The organism is Flavobacterium faecale, from assembly GCF_048320115.1.
Lineage (GTDB): Bacteria > Bacteroidota > Bacteroidia > Flavobacteriales > Flavobacteriaceae > Flavobacterium > Flavobacterium faecale_A.
The window spans coordinates 785,294-804,144 of record NZ_CP182943.1; the positions used below are offsets into that span (position 1 = coordinate 785,294).

Annotated in this window: 16 protein-coding genes and 1 riboswitch; of the genes, 6 read left to right on the forward strand and 10 right to left on the reverse strand. The window is 33.6% G+C overall.

The genetic code is table 11. The annotated features are described in order from the left end of the window. Window positions 1-114: 114 nt before the first annotated feature. The gene (locus tag ACNH59_RS03330) at window positions 115-594 is read left to right on the forward strand and encodes a hypothetical protein (RefSeq protein ID WP_418264014.1); all 480 of its coding nucleotides are present in this window, start codon (window positions 115-117) and stop codon (window positions 592-594) included. A 67-nt stretch (window positions 595-661) separates the two neighbouring features. Here ACNH59_RS03330 and ACNH59_RS03335 read toward each other — a convergent pair whose 3' ends face one another. From ACNH59_RS03335 to ACNH59_RS03365, 7 genes are all read right to left on the reverse strand, one after another. Further along, window positions 662-1,072: an RrF2 family transcriptional regulator gene (locus ACNH59_RS03335; RefSeq protein WP_418264015.1), complete on the reverse strand. Its 411-nt coding sequence runs from the start codon at window positions 1,070-1,072 to the stop codon at window positions 662-664. A 167-nt stretch (window positions 1,073-1,239) separates the two neighbouring features. After that, window positions 1,240-2,412, reverse strand: coding sequence for a trans-sulfuration enzyme family protein (locus ACNH59_RS03340; protein WP_418264016.1), 1,173 nt, complete (start codon window positions 2,410-2,412; stop codon window positions 1,240-1,242). Between the two features lie 102 nt (window positions 2,413-2,514). Then, window positions 2,515-2,946 (reverse strand): OsmC family protein, encoded by a 432-nt coding sequence (locus ACNH59_RS03345; protein WP_418264017.1) that lies wholly within the window; start codon window positions 2,944-2,946, stop codon window positions 2,515-2,517. A gap of 92 nt (window positions 2,947-3,038) precedes the next feature. After that, entirely contained in the window at window positions 3,039-5,450 is a 2,412-nt protein-coding gene (thrA, locus tag ACNH59_RS03350) for a bifunctional aspartate kinase/homoserine dehydrogenase I (RefSeq protein ID WP_418264018.1), read from the reverse strand. A gap of 20 nt (window positions 5,451-5,470) precedes the next feature. Continuing rightward, window positions 5,471-6,433 (reverse strand): alpha/beta fold hydrolase, encoded by a 963-nt coding sequence (locus tag ACNH59_RS03355; protein ID WP_418264019.1) that lies wholly within the window; start codon window positions 6,431-6,433, stop codon window positions 5,471-5,473. A 78-nt stretch (window positions 6,434-6,511) separates the two neighbouring features. Continuing rightward, a riboswitch (SAM riboswitch) is annotated at window positions 6,512-6,633 on the reverse strand. A gap of 175 nt (window positions 6,634-6,808) precedes the next feature. Beyond that, window positions 6,809-7,009 carry a hypothetical protein gene (locus ACNH59_RS03360; protein WP_418264020.1) on the reverse strand — a complete coding sequence of 67 codons (201 nt, stop codon included), beginning with the start codon at window positions 7,007-7,009 and terminating at the stop codon, window positions 6,809-6,811. Window positions 7,010-7,665: 656 nt separating this feature from the next. Next, window positions 7,666-8,940, reverse strand: coding sequence for an O-acetylhomoserine aminocarboxypropyltransferase/cysteine synthase family protein (locus ACNH59_RS03365; protein ID WP_418264021.1), 1,275 nt, complete (start codon window positions 8,938-8,940; stop codon window positions 7,666-7,668). A gap of 630 nt (window positions 8,941-9,570) precedes the next feature. On the opposite strand from ACNH59_RS03365, the gene metK reads away from it, so the two are divergent. From metK to ACNH59_RS03380, 3 genes are all read left to right on the forward strand, one after another. Further along, entirely contained in the window at window positions 9,571-10,821 is a 1,251-nt protein-coding gene (gene metK, locus ACNH59_RS03370) for a methionine adenosyltransferase (RefSeq protein WP_418264022.1), read from the forward strand. A 96-nt stretch (window positions 10,822-10,917) separates the two neighbouring features. Then, window positions 10,918-12,186, forward strand: coding sequence for a DUF4153 domain-containing protein (locus tag ACNH59_RS03375; protein ID WP_418264023.1), 1,269 nt, complete (start codon window positions 10,918-10,920; stop codon window positions 12,184-12,186). Next, complete coding sequence (locus ACNH59_RS03380; protein WP_418264024.1) at window positions 12,183-12,677, forward strand: hypothetical protein; 495 nt, start codon at window positions 12,183-12,185, stop codon at window positions 12,675-12,677. The genes ACNH59_RS03375 and ACNH59_RS03380 overlap by 4 nt, the downstream gene beginning before the upstream one ends. Window positions 12,678-12,750: 73 nt before the next feature. Here ACNH59_RS03380 and ACNH59_RS03385 read toward each other — a convergent pair whose 3' ends face one another. Together ACNH59_RS03385 and ACNH59_RS03390 are read right to left on the reverse strand one after the other, a co-directional pair. Then, on the reverse strand, window positions 12,751-15,438 hold the full coding sequence (locus ACNH59_RS03385) for a carboxypeptidase regulatory-like domain-containing protein (protein ID WP_418264025.1): 2,688 nt from the start codon (window positions 15,436-15,438) through the stop codon (window positions 12,751-12,753). A 47-nt stretch (window positions 15,439-15,485) separates the two neighbouring features. Further along, the gene (locus ACNH59_RS03390; RefSeq protein WP_418264026.1) at window positions 15,486-16,376 is read right to left on the reverse strand and encodes a GLPGLI family protein; all 891 of its coding nucleotides are present in this window, start codon (window positions 16,374-16,376) and stop codon (window positions 15,486-15,488) included. Window positions 16,377-16,491: 115 nt separating this feature from the next. Here ACNH59_RS03390 and ACNH59_RS03395 point away from each other — a divergent pair, with 115 nt between their 5' ends. Then, window positions 16,492-17,280 carry a hypothetical protein gene (locus tag ACNH59_RS03395; RefSeq protein WP_418264027.1) on the forward strand — a complete coding sequence of 263 codons (789 nt, stop codon included), beginning with the start codon at window positions 16,492-16,494 and terminating at the stop codon, window positions 17,278-17,280. Continuing rightward, the gene (locus ACNH59_RS03400; protein ID WP_418264028.1) at window positions 17,280-17,894 is read left to right on the forward strand and encodes a deoxynucleoside kinase; all 615 of its coding nucleotides are present in this window, start codon (window positions 17,280-17,282) and stop codon (window positions 17,892-17,894) included. Before ACNH59_RS03395 ends, ACNH59_RS03400 begins: the two co-directional genes overlap by 1 nt. Before the next feature lie 78 nt (window positions 17,895-17,972). Here ACNH59_RS03400 and ACNH59_RS03405 read toward each other — a convergent pair whose 3' ends face one another. Beyond that, the gene (locus tag ACNH59_RS03405; RefSeq protein ID WP_418264029.1) at window positions 17,973-18,752 is read right to left on the reverse strand and encodes a polysaccharide lyase family 7 protein; all 780 of its coding nucleotides are present in this window, start codon (window positions 18,750-18,752) and stop codon (window positions 17,973-17,975) included. Between the last annotated feature and the right edge of the window lie 99 nt (window positions 18,753-18,851).

Genomic DNA, 18,851 nt, shown 5'->3' on the forward strand with positions numbered 1-18,851 from the left:
ATGATAAAGTAAAACTACTGTATCCAAGGTGGCAATTATGTAACTTCTACATAAAATAGTATAAATACTCTTTTGCAACTTGCTTTACATTTGTAGTATTAAAAAAAATGAAATATGAAAAAAATAATTTTATCTGCTATAATTGCAATGGGTTTTGTATTTAGCACTCAAGCTCAGGATATTTCCAAAAATGCTTTAGGACTTCGTTTTGGTGACAATGATGGTTTTGGCGCTGAAATTTCGTATCAAGCAAGATTATCATCAAATACGAGACTTGAATTAGACCTCGGGTTTAGAAACAGTAACAATGTAGATGCATTCAAACTAACAGGTTTACATCAATGGGTATGGAATATTGATGGCGGATTTAATTGGTTTGCAGGTATAGGAGCAGGTGTCGGTTCTTATTCTATAAAAAATTCTGACAATGATAGAACTTTTGCTTTTGCTGCAGGTGATATTGGTATCGAATACGCTTTTAGAGAAGCACCAATTCAATTAGCATTAGACTTCCGACCTGAATTTGGTGGTAACGGTTATTACAATAACAATTACGGATCTGATATTGCTTTAGCAGTCCGTTATAGATTTTAATAATTTTACTTCTAATAAAAAAAACAGCCTTAAAAAAATCAATTGATTTTTAAGGCTGTTTTTTTTATTAGAATGCTATATCAGCAAGCGAATTATTTTCTAAAATTTTCAAAGTATTGTCCCGAACTTCAGTCATTAATTTTCGAACTGCACAAGTGGCCTCATCTGTGCAATCATCACAAGGCTCATAAAAGTTATGACTAGCACATGGTAATAAGGCTATTGGCCCTTCAAGAATGCGATATACCTTGGCCATGTTAATATCCTTAGGTTCTTTGATTAAATAATAACCTCCACCTTTTCCTTTTTTGGCACCCAAAAATCCCGAATGTCGTAACAACAACAAAATGCTTTCTAAAAACTTAATCGAAATATTTTCACTCTTTGCAATATCAGCAATAGCCACAGGTGTTTGATCTTCTTGGCGTGCCAAAAAAGTCAAAGCTTTGATTCCGTATTTTGTTTTTTTAGATAACATTACTTATTAAGGATTTTTGATTTTGGAATGAGGATTACACAAAAACCAACAATCTATTTTGTTCAACAATAACAAAAATATGTTTTTTGAACTAATAAACACAAAAAAACGATTTTTGATTTACAGAAATCTGCAATCAAAAATCGTTCATCAGCTCTCAGTATTTTTTATGCAAGCGCTTGCTCTAAATCGGCAATCACATCTTTCACTGTTTCTAAACCTACAGAAACACGTACCAAGCCTTCAGAAATTCCAACTGCTAGTTTTTCTTCTACAGATAATTTACTGTGTGTTGTTGATGCTGGATGCGTTACAATTGTTTTAGCATCACCAATATTAGCCGAAAGCGAACACAATTTTATTTTATCCAAAAAGGCTCTTCCCGCTTCCAATCCACCTTTGATTTCAAAAGCGATAATATTACCTCCTAAAAGCATTTGCTTTTTGGCGATTTCATATTTAGGATGCGATTTCAAGAAAGGGTATTTCACGCTATTTACTTTAGGGTGACTTTCTAAAAATTCAGCTACTTTCATTGCGTTCTCACAATGTCTTTCCACACGAATAGCTAGGGTTTCAACACTTTTAGACAATACCCAAGCATTAAAAGGAGACAAAGCAGGACCTGTATTTCTTGAAAAAAGATAGATTTGACGAATTAAATCGGCTCTACCCACTGTAATTCCACCCAAAACACGTCCTTGTCCGTCCATCAACTTCGTTGCCGAATGAATAACCAAATGCGTTCCAAATTTAATCGGCTGCTGTATATACGGTGTTGCAAAACAGTTGTCTATTATCAAAATCAAATTGTGCTTTTCAGCAATTTGCCCTAACAATTCTAAATCTACTACATCAACACCTGGATTAGTTGGTGTTTCAGCGTATAAGATTTTAGTATTTGGCTTGATCAAACCTTCAATCGTTTCCGGCTGATTGATATCAAAATACGAAGTTGTAATGTTCCATTTTGGAAAATAAGTCATAAACAACGCATGAGTGGAACCAAATACACTGCCTGCAGACACGATATGATCACCCGCATTCAATAAAGCTGCAAAAGTCGAATAGATCGCAGCCATACCTGTTGCAAAAGCATAACCTGCTTCAGCACCTTCCATAGCACACACTTTATCCACAAACTCAGTGGTGTTTGGGTTAGAAAAACGGCTGTAAATATTGCGTTCTTTTTCTTCCGTAAAAGAGGCTCTCATGTCTTCAGCATCGTCAAAAACAAAACTAGACGACAAATACAAAGGCGTAGAATGCTCTTGAAATTGTGATCTTTCTATATGGGTACGGATGGCTTGGGTTTCAAAACCAAATTCTTGTTCGTTCATTTTTTATTATAGTTTAAATGTTTAAAGTTTAAATATTTAAGATTGTACTATCATAAACATTTTTCTTCAACTATTTTTTCACTTTATTCTAATAACTTTTCACTATTTTGCTAATTCAACTCCATTCAAAATTACTTTGTAATGTACCGTTGCAGTAGGCTCTACTGTTTTAGAAACTGAGCAATATTTCTCAAAAGACAATTGCGCCGCTTTAGCCGCTTTTTCTTCTTTGATATTTCCTTCTAAAGAAAAAACCACATAGATATTTTTAAAAGGTTTTGCGTCACCTACTTGTTCTCTTACTCCCTCTACTTCTGCTTTGAAAGAAGTGATTTCCTGACGTTGTTTTTTCAAGATTGAAATCATATCAATAGCGCTACATCCTGCAACTCCCATTAATACTAATTCCATTGGACTTGGCCCCATATCATTACCTCCAAAATCAGGTCTTGCATCTACATTTACTATATGTCCACGATCGTTTTTCAATTCGAAGTGGAAGTTCTCGTTTACTCTGTTTAATGTAATTTTCATAATCTATTTTTTTTGTACGCAGATGAAACTGATTTTCAAAAGCGGATTTTTTATTTTTACTGAATAATCAAAACCGAATACTGCTTACTTTCTTAACCTTTATCCGAGATTCTCAAAATATCTCCAAAAACACCTCTTGCTGTAACAGCCGAACCTGCTCCTGCTCCTTGGATGACGATTGGTCGGTCTCCATAAGATTCCGTATAAATTTCAAAGAAAGAATCAGAACCTTTCAATCCACCCAATGCAGTATCCATTGGCACTGAAACTAATTTAACTTCAAGGTTACCTTTGTCATTTTGCAAATCTCCAGACAATTCCCCTATGTAACGTAATACGTGATTTGGTTTTTGCTCTGATTTAATTTTATTATATATCGGGTCAAATTCTTTTAATTTTGTCAAGAAATCAGCTGCACTTCCATCTCGCAAATGCTCTGGAATTAAATTTTGAATTTGCACTTCTTCAAACTCGTTTTGCAAGTCTAATTCTCTAGCCAAAATCAATAATTTTCTACCTACATCATTTCCACACAAATCTTCTCTTGGATCTGGTTCTGTATAACCATTATCAATCGCTTCTTGCAAAACCGCACTGAAAGGTTCGTCAACTGCTGAGAACTTATTAAACAAATAGCTTAATGTTCCAGAGAAAACCCCTTTAATCTTGGTGATATTTTCACCTGAAAGATGTAATAATTTAATCGTATCAATCAATGGCAATCCAGCTCCTACATTCGTTTCGTATAAATAACTTTTTTGATTTCTCTCTAAAGTCTCTCGCAATTCTTTATAAAAACTATAGCTCAAGGTATTGGCTACTTTATTTGATGATATCAAATCAAAACCATTTTCAGCTAATGAGAGGTAATTCTCTACAAAAGCCGCACTGGCCGTATTATCTACCGCAATTAAATTGGCTAGATGGTGTTCATTAGCGTATTCGATAATATCCTTCATCGAATAAATCACACCACTATTTTGAATTTCGTTTTTCCAGTTTGGAGAAATCCCGTTTTTGTTAAGCAATACACTGCTCGAATTCGCAATCGCAAAAATATTCAATTTCACTCCTTTTCTCTTCTCAATAGCCGCTGCTGATTCAAGTATTTGGTTGATCAAAGTACCTCCTACTAATCCATGTCCAAAAATAGCAATGTTGATTTTCTTGGCTACGCCAAAAATTTCTCCATGAATTACGTTCAACGCTTTTGTCAATTCTGTTTTAGCAACCACCAAACTCACGTTCTTACCTGTTACCGTATTATTGAATAAAATAGGCACAATCTTATTTCGAATCAAAGCGGTATAAGGCTTGTGAAACGTACTCAAATCTTGACCAATAATCGAAATTACTGATACATTATCTGTTACTGAAATCTTATTGACATCCTTAGAATAAAAATCATTCTCAAACTCTTTTTCTAATTCGATCATTGCTTTAGTAGCCTTGTCAGCATCCACCACAAGACCAATTCCTCTTTCAGATGAACCTTGAGAAATAATACTCACACTGATATCATTATCTCCCATCACTCTAAAAATACGGGCATCAACACCTGTTTTTCCAAGCAATCCACGCCCCTCAAGATTGACCAAAGCCACATTCTCTAAAACAGAAAGTGTCTTAATCCCTTCCTTACTAGGATTAGAAGTGATTAAAGTTCCGTTGTTGTCGTGATTAAACGTATTTAATATACGAAGCGGAATGTTTTTTTCTAATAGTGGAATAATGGTTTTGGCATGTAAAATTGTAGCTCCAAAGTTTGCCAACTCATTTGCTTCATTAAAAGTCAAATGGTCAATTTTTTTAGCATCTGAAACCAAATCAGGATTTGCAGTATAAATACCATCAACATGGGTATAGTTTTGCAACTCGGTAGCATTTAAATAATTTGCTAATAATGAAGCGGTATAGTTACTACCGTTTCTACCTAAAGTTGTCGTTTCATTTTTACTATTGGACCCTATAAATCCTGTAATAATATTGACAATTCCTTGGTGTTCTTTAAAATACTGAATTACATTTTTCTTAGAAAGTTGGTCCAAAGGTTGTGCATCACCAAATTTAGAATCCGTTTTTAATAAGTTTCTAGTATCGGTAAACTGTGCTGTTATTCCCTTTTTTACCAAAATTGCAGTCAACAATTTAGCTGACAACAATTCTCCTTGTGAAAAAATCTGGTCTTTAATCTTAGCGCTATAGTCACCTATTAAGCTCACACCTTCAAATAATTTTTCCAGAATTGTGAACTCTGCTGATAAATCTACCTCTGTATAAATAGATTGTTGGTAGGTTTTGAATTTTTCCAACAAAGGTTTGTACTCCCCATTAACAGCAGCCACACCTAATATTTCTTCTAAATCATCTGTCGCATTCCCACGAGCTGAAACTACAACAGCAATTTCTTCTCCTTGATTTACTTTATCTTCAATAATTGAAACTACTTTAGCTAAACCGTCACCATTAGACAGGGATTTACCTCCAAACTTTAATATCTTCATTTCCTTTTTATGTTTTTAAATTAAAAAATTGGCGCTAGCAAATTATTTAATTGTTCGTATTCTATTAAAAAAGCATCATGACCATGTACCGAAATTATCTCACTATAGGAAGCTGTGACGTTATGTTTTATCAACTCATCATAAGTTTCCTTATTTTCTTTGGCAGTAAAAAACAAATCCGAATTGATGCCTACAATATGGATATTGGCTTCTACTTTATCAAGCAAACTATCAAAATTACCTCTGCCTCTAGTGACGTCTATGGTTTTCAACAATTGATTCATCAATTTATAGGAACTCAATTGAAACCGTTTTTGCAATTTATTCCCATGATGTTGCAACCAACTTTCGATGTTAAAAATAGCCAATTCTTCGTTAGTAGTTCGTTGAAATTTCACTTTAAACGACTCTGGCGTTCGGTAACACAACATGGCGTGAATTCGAGCGTCTTCAATTGGTCTTGAAGAATTATTTAAAATTTGTTCTTGCAAAAAACAATTTGCTATCAACCAATCTGTAGATTTCCAGTCTGTCGCTATTGGAACCAGATGATGGGTAATTTTTGGAGCTAGCATTAGCATTTCCCACGCAATTCCTCCACCTACTGAACCTCCTACAATAGCATATAATTTCTCGATATTGAGCTCAGCAACTCCTTGTACAAACAACCTTGCAACATCTCTAGCATTAAAATCCAAATAGTTATCCAACAACACTCCATCATATCCATTTCCTGGAACATTAAAAGCCAGAATCGAATATTTGTCAGTATCAATCGTTTTCTGTTCTCCAACTAGATCATTCCACCAACCATTTTCTCCAATAATATTAGAGTTTCCAGTCAAGGCATGATTAATCAACACAATAGGAGCGGTATGCAATTCTTGTCCAAAAACTTGAAATGACAAGTTTATGAAAGGATAATTGGCACCGCTTTCTGTGGTGAAATTATTAATGGTAATGATGGTTGGTTTACTTTCCAATTTCAAATCTTGTATTATTGTTGATTCGTGCTGGAAATATTATTAAGAGTGGGGTTACATAAACTAGAAGAATTAGCGTTGTTATCTTTCCTAGGGACTGAATCAATTCAGTTCAAGGTAGAATGCAGCACCTTCTTCGATGAATCGAAGGGTTGCTAAGGCATCATCGGGTCTAATCCCTCGTCCTTTCTTTATAACATTTCAGTACGTTTATGAACATTTAAGATGCAAAGAAACCATTAATTTTTCAAACAAACAAATTTTGCCCAATCAGATTAACACCTAAATAAAGAGCAAATAAAAACGCAAGTACTAACTGAACTAAATTTCATTCAGCAATTACTTGCGTTACAATCTAAATTTTCAAAAAAACTTTTAAATAAATAGTGTTTCATTTTCCTTAGAGTACATTAATAATAATGTGTTTAGCACATTTTTTTGTTTTTTCAATTTAGCATTGGTTTCAACTCCAACCCTAGTATTTGTTAACTCTTCAGTTGTTCTTACTCCTAGACGGTCACTTCGCCTGCCCCTTAAAAGATTGATTGCCCCCGTGATAATTCTTCTTGTTCTCATAATTTTTGATGTTTGCTGTTTGACTTAATTATTGTTTGTTTCTTATTCTTTGTTCTTTAATCTTCCCCATTTACGTAAAAAAAACCCTTTTGGATCTGATACCAAAAGGGTTTTTTATATAAAATAAATTTAACTTTTGGATATCAATAGACCAGCTTCTGTGCACAAAACACAGTAACCGAAAATTGTTTCTTTTGTTTATTACTTACTACAAGCATTTTTTTCTTTGGTTGAATTCGTATTATTTGATTTTTTACAAAAAAAGCCTCCCAATTTCTTAGGAGGCTTTACTATATTTTAGTCTTATTTGAATAAAAAAATTAAGCTATCGCACTCCTGCCGATTTCTTTAGATTGTACCATAGTTTTTTTACAAATAATAAAATTCATCTTCCTCTTATTTTGAGCCACAAAGATATAAAATATTCTTTATTGTCCTCTATATATTTAATAAATTTTTAGCTAAATATTCTAATTAACAGTTAATTATGATTTTTAACAAAAAATTCAAATTTGATTCTTTTAAAAAACAAATCAATAAAGAGCTTTTTCTTCAAGTTCCTTTTAAAACTTCTCTATTCCACTCCCTTGATTTGACATTTCAAATGTACAACCTAAATCTAGATTAAAGGTTAAGACTAGTTTACGGAATGATTATTATAAAGTATCAAAAACCGCTTTCAAGTCAGCTTTCAAATCCTCTACGTTTTCTAATCCAACTGATAGACGAATTAAATCTTTAGAAACACCCGAACTTAACTGCTGCTCTTCAGACAATTGTTGGTGTGTCGTACTTGATGGATGAATGATTAGTGATTTGGTATCCCCAATATTCGCCAACAAAGAAAACAACTTTGTTTCATCTGCTACTTTTTTAGCAGCATCAAAACCGCCTTTTAATCCAAAAGTCACCAATCCGTTTTGACCGTTTGGCAAATATTCTTTGGCCAAGTCATAATATTTACTTGATTTCAATCCCGGATAGTTTACCCAAGCCACTTGATCTTGTCCTTCTAACCATTGGGCTAATGCCAAACCGTTTTCACTGTGTCTTTGCACACGTACCGACAAAGTTTCCAATCCTTGAATAATTTGAAACGCGTTCAAAGGACTCAAAGCCGCACCATAATCACGTAATCCTTCGATACGTACTTTGGCAATAAAAGCCGCCGCTCCAAGCGCTTCGTGATATACTAAACCGTGGTATCCTGGATTAGGCTCTGTAAATTCAGGGAAACGACCACTACTCCAGTCAAACGTACCTGCATCTATGATAGCTCCTCCTAAAGAAGTTCCATTACCGCAAATGTATTTTGTCAAAGAGTGAATCACGATGTTCGCACCATGAGCAATTGGATTCAATAAAGCAGGAGAAGCCACCGTATTATCCACTACAAAAGGAACTTTCAGAGCCTTTGCCACCTTAGCAATGGCTTTTAAGTCCAATACATCTAATTTTGGATTACCTAAGCTTTCTACAAAAATCACTTTGGTATTGTCATTCGCAGCTTTTTCAAAATTGGCTGCATCAGATGGATCTACGAAAGTCGTAGTGATTCCCAGACGTGGCAAAGTCGAGTTCAACAAATTAAATGTTCCTCCATACAAACTGCTAGACGCCACGATGTGATCTCCTGTTTTCAACATCGTCAATAAGGAGGTAGCAATTGCCGCCGTTCCAGATGCTGTAACCACCGCTGCAATTCCGCCCTCTAAAGCTGCCAAACGTTGTTCTAAAATATCATTGGTTGGGTTATTCAAACGGGTATAAATGTATCCTGACTCTGCTAGACCAAATAAATTAGCCGCATGCTCTGAATTGTTAAACACATACGAAGATGTTTGGTAAATAGGCACCGCTCTGGTTCCTGCGTGTTGGGTAACATCGTGTCCTGCGTGCAGGGCATTGGTTTCAAATTTTAAAGTGCTCATGTTTATTGTTTTATTTGTTACAATTAGGGTTAAAAAAAAGCCTTCCAATTTCTCGGGAGGCTTTGCTATAGTGATGAATTTCAGTTTAAGCAATAGAGAACCCGCAGAAAAATTTCTGTTTGGTCAAGCACATGTTAAACTGGATTGATTTCATTTTTTAAATTTTGAAAACCAAATTTCCTAAACTATTTTGGATTTTCCTAATGATTATAGATTAATTAACATTTATTCATTAGGACTTTAAGTTCATTAAAATATTTTTTTAGTGCACACAGATTTAGTTGATTGGGCAGGTTAATTTTAAGAACAGTAAGATTTTGTTTTACCAAACCTCCTACCATTATAACTCCTGGAGAACCTAAAAATTGAAATTCCACTCTAAAATCACACACATATTATTAATTTAAAAAATTAGTTAAGATTAATTTACAATTCAAAATGGTTTCATACCTTTGCACCTCAAAATACAAGAGGAAAAATTTGAACTGATTGCAACCTCTTCATAATGAACCTAGTTGATTATGAATACCAAAGACTATTTGGTAGAAAAAAAATGCTAAAGCAGATACTCTCCTTTAGTCCGTTTTTTGCAATTATTTTTCCTCGCTTAATTTTAAAAAAACATTTACTATGGCTTATTTATTTACGTCAGAATCTGTGAGCGAAGGACATCCAGATAAGATTGCAGACCAAATTTCAGATGCGTTAATCGACAACTTTTTGGCTTTTGATGCGGACTCAAAAGTAGCTTGTGAAACTTTAGTTACTACAGGTCAGGTGATTCTTGCTGGTGAAGTAAAATCAGATACCTATCTTGATGTTCAACAAATTACACGTGATGTAATTCGCAAAATTGGCTACACGAAAAGCGAATACATGTTTGAAGCGAATTCTTGTGGTATCTTATCAGCGATTCATGAGCAATCAGCAGAAATCAACCAAGGTGTAGAGCGTTCTAGCCCAGAGGAGCAAGGTGCAGGTGACCAAGGAATGATGTTTGGATATGCTACTAACGAAACCGAAAACTTCATGCCTTTGGCATTGGATTTATCTCATAAATTATTACTAGAGTTAGCTGAATTAAGACGTGAGAATAAGGAGATTCCTTATTTACGTCCTGATGCTAAATCTCAAGTAACTTTAGAATACAGTGATGACAACGTGCCAGTACGCATTGACACGATTGTAATCTCGACTCAACACGATGATTTTGACGAAGAAGTAGCGATGCTTGCTAAAATCAAAAAAGATATTGTAGAAATTTTGATTCCGAGAATCATTGCTAAAAACCCAAAACACGCTCATTTATTTAATGACAAAATCCAATATCACATTAACCCAACCGGGAAATTTGTGATTGGAGGGCCTCACGGTGATACTGGTTTAACGGGTAGAAAAATCATTGTGGATACTTACGGTGGTAAAGGAGCTCACGGTGGTGGTGCTTTCTCTGGAAAAGACCCGTCCAAAGTAGACAGAAGTGCGGCTTATGCAACTCGTCATATTGCTAAAAATTTAGTAGCTGCTGGTGTAGCTGACGAGATTTTGGTTCAGGTTTCTTACGCTATTGGAGTTGCACAACCTATGGGAATCTTTATTGAAACTTATGGTAAATCAAAAGTCAACCTAACGGATGGTGAAATCGCTAAAAAAGTAGAAGCTATCTTTGATATGCGTCCTTACTTTATCGAACAACGTTTGAAATTAAGAAACCCGATCTACAGCGAAACTGCGGCTTACGGACACATGGGACGTAAACCAGAAACGGTTACTAAAACGTTCTCTGCTCCAGGTGGTTTGACAAAAACTGTTGAAGTAGAATTATTTACCTGGGAAAAATTAGATTATGTAGACCAAGTTAAAGCGGCTTTTGGATTGTAAGATTCCAAGCCACTATATAGTTACAAAGGCTGTCTTGTTTTAAAGACAGCCTTTTTTTGTAGGATAATATTTTGTTACTTCGTAAAAAAATACGCTATGCCTTCTTTTCCCTCCTTCCAGAAAATTATTGAAGAAACTCGTGGGACACTATTGAGATTTCCACTCGAAATTCTCATTGCTGTAATTGGAACACTTTGTGCTATTTATGCCATCGACGAGAACGACCATGAAATTCAACGTATTTATGGTAAAATTATCATGAGCTGTTCTTTGTGCTTGGTTTTATTTTTGTCTATCAGTTTGTATTTTTCAAAAGATTTAAAAAACAATTCAATTCGATTTATCAGTAGTTTGATTTTGGGTGGCTTGTCATTTGCCTTTGTATTTCAATTTTCTGACCAAATTAAGACCTTTGAAATATATCAATTTTTGGCGCTTAATTTAGCATTACATTTATTGGTGTCTTTTACGGCATTTATCAATAAAAAATATGATGAAAATGCGTTTTGGGAATTCAACAAACAGCTTTTTCTTCGAATTTTGACTTCTGGATTGTATAGCGTTGTTATTTTTGCAGGATTATCGTTTGCCTTGCTAGCTACGCATCATTTATTTGAGATTGACTATTACGATACTATTTACCTTGATTTATTTTATCTAGTCTTCGGGATTTTTAACACCGTATTCTTTCTGGCTGGCGTTCCAGAAACCAATAATTCTAATATCGCTCTTCATTTACGATACCCAATAGGTCTTAAGAAATTTACGCAGTTTGTATTGATTCCGTTAATCAGTATTTACCTCGTGATTTTATTGTCGTATGAAATTAAAATCATTGCACAATTCTCTTTACCTGTAGGTTGGGTTTCGAATTTGATTTTAGTGTTTGCCGTTTTCGGAATTCTATCCTTATTACTAATTCATCCTATAGCGAATGAGCAAGGAAATGTATGGATGCGCACGTTTCACAAATGGTTTTACTTTTTACTGGTACCATTATTAGGACTTTTGTTTTGGGCTATTTTATACCGAATTAATCTATACGGATTCACACACGAGCGTTATTATGTGTTGGCATTGTCAATCTGGCTTAGCTTGTTGACGGTTTATTTTATTTTCAAAAAAAAACCGCAAATCAAGTTTATCCCTATCAGTATGTGTGTGATTGCATTGTTGACTATTTTAGGTCCACAAAGTGCCGATTCCATTTCAAAAAAAAGTCAGCTAAATCGTTTTGAAAATTATGTTGTAAACAATAAAAAAGCCCAATTAACCATCGAAGAAGAAAAGGATTTAAGCAGTATTGTTTCTTTTATCAATGACAATTATGGAGTTGAAGCATTGCTCCTTTTTCTGAAAAATTGAAACAATTATCCAAAAAAGACAAAGAACCTGGAAATTCTCAAATCATGGAAACGCTTGGTTATACGTATCGAGGAAGTTACTACAACACAAACAATAAAAACCAAAGTTTTCACTATGATTATTCAAATACAAAAGGCATAATAATTAACAAAATACATGGTTATGATTTTGCTTTTGAAATCACAAATAACCAAAATAATGAGTGTAAAGATTGCTTCACATTCGATGGTAAATCATACAGTATCAATTACAAGGAAACAGATTACGGCATCGAACTAAAAATCAACGATGAGATTATTCCGCTCAAGACTCATGATTTTGTATTAAAAAACAAAACTTCATTAGACAAAAATCATGAAAAAATAGTTGAAACCATTAGTACTGACCATTATGATATTTTGTTGAACTATCAATCGTTGAATGGAGAAATAAAAGAAACCGAAATAAAACTCAATTGGTTTACAATAAATGTTTTACTGAAAATTAAGTAGTTATTTCCAAACTTAAAAAGCCGTCATTCCTAACCTTAGAAATGACGGCTTTTAAAAAAAATTGTTTACTGTTTTACAAATTATACTTCATAGAAAAAATAATATAACGCGGCTGAACCGTGTATTGTGAAGTTCTAGTAGCAAATTCAGTAAAACTATCATCATTAAGAGAAGTAGTGTTCAAAATATTAGTTGCCGATAATTTGTATTCCATTTTGGCATTTTTCTTTTGATAAATCAAACTGGCACTCAAGAAATCGTATTCATTTTTAATGGTTCCAGAATCATTTCGATAATTATAAAATTCATATTCAGACACAAAAGAAAAAGCTTTAAGAAAATAATAATCTAATTTAACAGAAGGTCTATCCGTATAAAAAGTGGCTCCATTATATTCATTGATAGTATAATTATACCCAAATTCTAAGTTGGGCATATTCTTGTAATTTGTGGAGGTCTTTACAGAATACCTTTGCGTAAAACTTTCGGTAGTTGTAGGCGTATTATTTTGAAAGTTATTAAACTTAGACCAATTTACACTCGCTCCTATACTCGCTTTATAATTTTTCAGAAAGGAACGCCCGTAATTACCAGAACCTGAAAAAGTCTCATCCGCTAAATCTGAATTATAAGGAGTTGATTCTTGATTTATTCCCGTAAAAATAGAACGATTTTTTACTGCATCTACCTTTTTAGAATAAGAAGCATTAGCAAAAATATTTTCTAAATTATACATATTATATTTGTAATAACGTAACGAGTGGACTTGCGAGATAGCATTTTCCAATGTCCTATTTCCTTTCGAAAGACTATTAAAATTAGAAAAAATATATCCTTCAACTAACTTATTAATATCAGTAAAATTATTAGTCAAAGAGTAATTATAAGTTAAACTTTCGGACTTTTTGATTTGGTACAAAGCAAAAACATCTGGTAAAACTCTATAAAAACTCTGTTGATAAGCAGTCCCTAATTGTCTATTATTCATATCGTAATAATGCAAACTCACCCCTGGATTAAAAGTAAACTTCCCTGTCAAGATTTTGTAATGCAAACCTAAATAGACATCGTTAAAAGCATAATTAACTCGATTATTATTCTCAATTGCATTCAAATCGTTTGTAGTTTGATTATCTAATATTTGAAAAATATGCGAATTAAAATTTTGATACGAATAAGTTTCGCCTAAGGTCAAATTAACATTACTTGTTGGGGTCAACATATAATAATAATCTATTTTGGCATCAATTTTATTGGTTTTCACGAATCGATCTTGATTTAAATCATTTCGATTTTGCCCCGAAACATACCCTATCAAATCAAAAGGTTGTGTTTGTAAATTGGCATTATAAAAAGGATTTTCATCTTGATAAAGATGTTGTGCTTCAAAAGCAAAAATATTTTTATCGTTTAAGGTATAATACAAATTCAAATTTTGATTGAAAGAGGTAGGATCTTGCTTTTTACCCGTATAAATATCCTCATCTGTGGAAACTGAATTTACAATAGATTCTCTAAAAAGAGAAGCAACTTCATCTTGTTTTGAAAATTTTCCTAAAACATCATAATCAAATTGCAATTTCGTATTAGGCTTGTAGCTGGAACTTAACTTCACCATTCCAAAATTACTTTTTTGGACTGATGTTTGTTCGCTTTTTTGTTGGTCGCCAGACCTTAAAATAGTCATTTGTGATTTGGTTTCCATTTCGGTTCCAGAGGAAGAAATAATCCCGAAACCACTTAAATTCCATGCTTTGTTGACGCTATATGAAAAATTGGTCGCACCAAATTTAGTATTGATTTCTTTGGCTCTATTGTTACGCATGGTAGAAATCCCTAAATCATTCGAGGACACATCAAAACTACTTCCCCCTTTTCGGGATACGCCTCTAAACCCTCCAGTCATCTTAAAATAATCTTGAGTGGTAAGGGGTAATTCTCCAATGTTATTAAAATTAGTAATTACATTTACACTATATTTTGGATTGTAATAAAACAATTTAGGGTTAATCAAATACCGATCTTCCTCATGCCCCACACCTATTCCAGCAGTTAAATCTCCAAACCAAAAGTTCTTCTTTCCCGATTTTAGCTTGATATTCATGGCAATGTTATCCTGATTATTTTCGACACCTTTGAGCGCACCTACTTCACTAAAGTTTCTTAAAACTTGAATCTTATCAATGGCATCTGCAGGAATATTTTTAACTCCAAGCTTCGTATCTCCATCAAAAAAGTCCTTTCCTTCGACCATTAATTTAGACACTTTTTTCCCTTCTACCTCAACTTCACCATCTTCGTTCACCTCAACTCCTGGTAGTTTTTTCAAAACATCTTCTAGTTTTCGTTCCGTTCCTGATTTGAAAGAATCAGCATTATAGACTATGGTATCTCCTTTGATAGAAACGGGCATTTCACGCACAATTTCAACACCTTCCAATTCAATTCCGCCTGCTTCCATCGTAATGGTTTTAACAATGTTTTCTTGAGCAGTTACAATTTCGACAATCTTGCTTTTCATTCCTAAAAAACTAAGATGGATACTATATTCTGTATTCATTTTCAAGTTAAGATTGAACTTCCCTTTATCATTTGTAATTGCATAAGAATCCATTGCATTTGTATTCCGATTTACAGCCATGATGTTTGCCATTTCGAGTACCTGACCAGAGCCATCTTTTACAACACCATCTAAGCGAATCGTTTGTGCCATAGAAATCCAAGAACAGAAAAACAAAACAAGCAAGAGTGCTTTTTTCATAAGTTTTTTTTTATTTAAATAATAATTGTTTTTTTATTTTTAGCCAATTAAGGACGCCCGCCACCTGAACCTCTTCCTCCACCACCACGTTGATTGGATTCCATAAATTCTTTAGTTTTCTTAATTACCGTTTCATCATAATCCTTTTGTGATATTACTTTTCCTGTAGAAGATGGTTTTATCACCGCCTTTTCTTTTGGATTTAAAACAATTTTTGAACATAAAATCACCGTCTTTCCATCGTTAATTTCTAAAATCAATCCTGGTAACCCCCAATATTTATCTGGACCTTGATTCACTGGAATTTCAGGTGTGTACCATGCTGTAATTAGCTTTTCTGTAGGAACAACTAGGTTGTCTAACAAATTTGATTTCCCTTTTTTAGCCTCATCCTCTTTCTTTTTTTCTTCGTTAGATTTTGGTCTTAAAGCATTAAAGTCTGGTTCTGCCACAGTAAGTGCAGCCGTTGCTTTATAACAAGTGTAGCCACCTATCAAACGACTTTCTCCTTCCATTTTCCATTGTAGCTTTGGAAGAGAATCTTTCACTAAGAATTGTTTGCTCATAAATTCCTTATCTATTGTATAAGTTTTTTGTTTAATGTTTTTATAATAGGTTCCACCTGTTCCCATCATTGAACTCATCATTCTCAACCTACTCTCACTTTGTCCAGGAGCATCTAATTTTACTTCTTCTTTATATATAGATGCTGTTTTATCAAAATAAAGTATAAATGTTTTTTCAAACATGGACTTCATTCTGTCCTCCATTCTTTTTTGCATCTCGGGAGTAACCTCACGATTACCCATCATTCTTTCCTTTAATTCAGCGGAGCTAGTTTTAGACTGATAAACCGCCATTCCTTGAAACTCCTGAGCTTGTGTGTTCAAGAAAAACACAAGTCCTAAAACTGCCAACAAACTTTTTCTATTATTCATTATTTTATATTTTTTAATTTTTATTCCTTTTATCTTATAAACTATCTAAAGAGCGTTTAATCGTTTATGGTGTTACAGTAATTATGATACCGATTTTTTTGTATTTTGCACTACTATGAAAAACGCTATAGCATTCTTATTCTTTTCATTTATTTTTCTTCAAGCCCAAAATTCTAAAATTGTGGCCACAAAAATTAATTTCGTTCCCACTGAAACCAAAATATTCTCAGGCCGAGATTCATATGGCTATAACTACTATATAAACAATGCCGTATTTTACAAGATAAAAGAAAAAGAACATTGGGAATACAAGAATGTTTCTTTAGGAAATTTGACTAAAATTGACATCAATAATCCCTTAAAAATTGTTCTTTTTTACCAAGATTTCAATGCCGTTATCCTTTTAGACAATCAACTAAACGAAACCCAAAGAATCTTTTTCTTTCAATCTGAAAATCCAATAAATGTAATTGCCACAGGAATTGCTGCTCAAAATCAATTATGGATTTACAATAATCTGAACCAACAAATAGGACTGTACAATTACCTCAACAATACCTACAAGACCATTTCAATCCCATTTCCAGACAACATACAATGGTATCAAACTGATTTCAATCACTTCTATTGGGTAGACGACAAAAACAATGCGTTCGTGTGCAATCTGTTTGGAAAAGTTTCAAATCTAGGAAAAACCCCTTTGTTTGACTGGATTGAATTTACTGACAACCAACAATTTATCTACTCCAAAGAGGGTCGATTATTTTTTGAAAACACTTTGAAAAAGGAAAGATTTGAAATTGAAATTTTAGAAAAAACGTTTCAAAAATGCTATTACAAAGACCAAATTTTATCTATTTTTACAACGGAAGGAATTACAAATTATAAAATCATAACACCGTAATGCACATAGCAGTAGCAGGAAATATAGGCTCAGGAAAAACAACATTAACCGAATTGCTCTCCAAACACTTCAAATGGGAACCTCATTATGAAGATGTGGTTGATAACCCTTACTTGGATGATTTTTATCACCAAATGGAACGTTGGTCATTTAACTTGCAGATATATTTCTTGAACAGTCGTTTTCGACAAGTGATGCAAATTAGAGAAAGCGGAAAAAAAGTGATTCAAGACCGAACAATCTATGAAGATGCTCATATTTTTGCTCCAAACTTATTTGCTATGGGGCTGATGACACATCGTGATTTTGAAAATTATTCTTCCTTATTTGAATTGATGGAATCTACGGTTAAAGCACCCGACTTATTGATTTATTTAAGAAGTTCCATCCCCAATTTAGTAGGTCAAATTCACAAACGAGGACGTGAATACGAGACCTCTATTTCAATTGATTATTTAAGCCGTTTGAACGAACGCTATGAGGCCTGGATACATACTTATGATAGAGGAAAACTTTTGATTATTGATGTTGATAAAATCAACTTTGTAGACAATCCTGAAGATTTAGGTAATATCATTAATAAAATTGATGCCGACCTAAACGGATTATTTTAAAGACAATTACAACATACAAAAAAGGCTAATTTAGTATTATTACTCTATCAGCCTTTTTAATTTAGATTTTATTTGTGATTAGTTATCCCAAACCAGACTATTGTAGGCTAATTTAGCCGTTCCCGTAGATTGACAATACACCCCTGTCTTAAAATAATAAGCATTATCGAATGCAGATCCCCAAGCGTTTTCAATAAAAAAAGTACGTTTTTCACCATTTACAGTCGCACTAATATATTTGTTACCTGTAAGTTCCAAAACGATTTCTAAAGATTTATCAGCTGGCAATGTCGTTGTAAAAGCACCATTGTTAGTTAACGATGTTCCTTTTACAGGCTCTTTATTTACTTTATAATAAATGGTATTCCCTGTTACAGAAACTCGCAATACTGGTAACGCTGCATTTTGATTGTGTAACTGTGCTAATGTAACTTCTCCAGCAGGTTGACTTTCAAGTTTAGCACTAATAGCCATTTTTCTAACCGAAGTTTTATCAAAATTATCATTTCTCCTCAGCTCGGTTCTCGTGGAAGCCCCATTATTGTTATACAACACCATCTTATTAGTACTTTCCCTTAGATAAAAGAAAGAGGAAGCATAATTAGAAAGATTCGTTACATCTGAGCTAAGATAATCACTTTGTAATTTGCATTTTGTTAGAGCACTAGCAAAAATACTGCTGGACCCTGGAGCAACATAGGTTTTTGCTGTTAAATTTGTTCCCAAAGTCACTTCTGAATTCTGTTCAGCAACCTCTGTTTGTATTGCTTCATCGCTGGAACAAGCAAAAATTGAAAATAATACTGAACAAGTCAATGTCATAGACAAAGGCATAGGTAAACAAGACTTTTTAATCATCGTAAAATAGGTTAAGGTTAGTTAATTGGAAAACCATTTTGGTTTACCAGTAATATTAACAAACATAAAATATTTTCAATACCAAAACAATTTTGCATA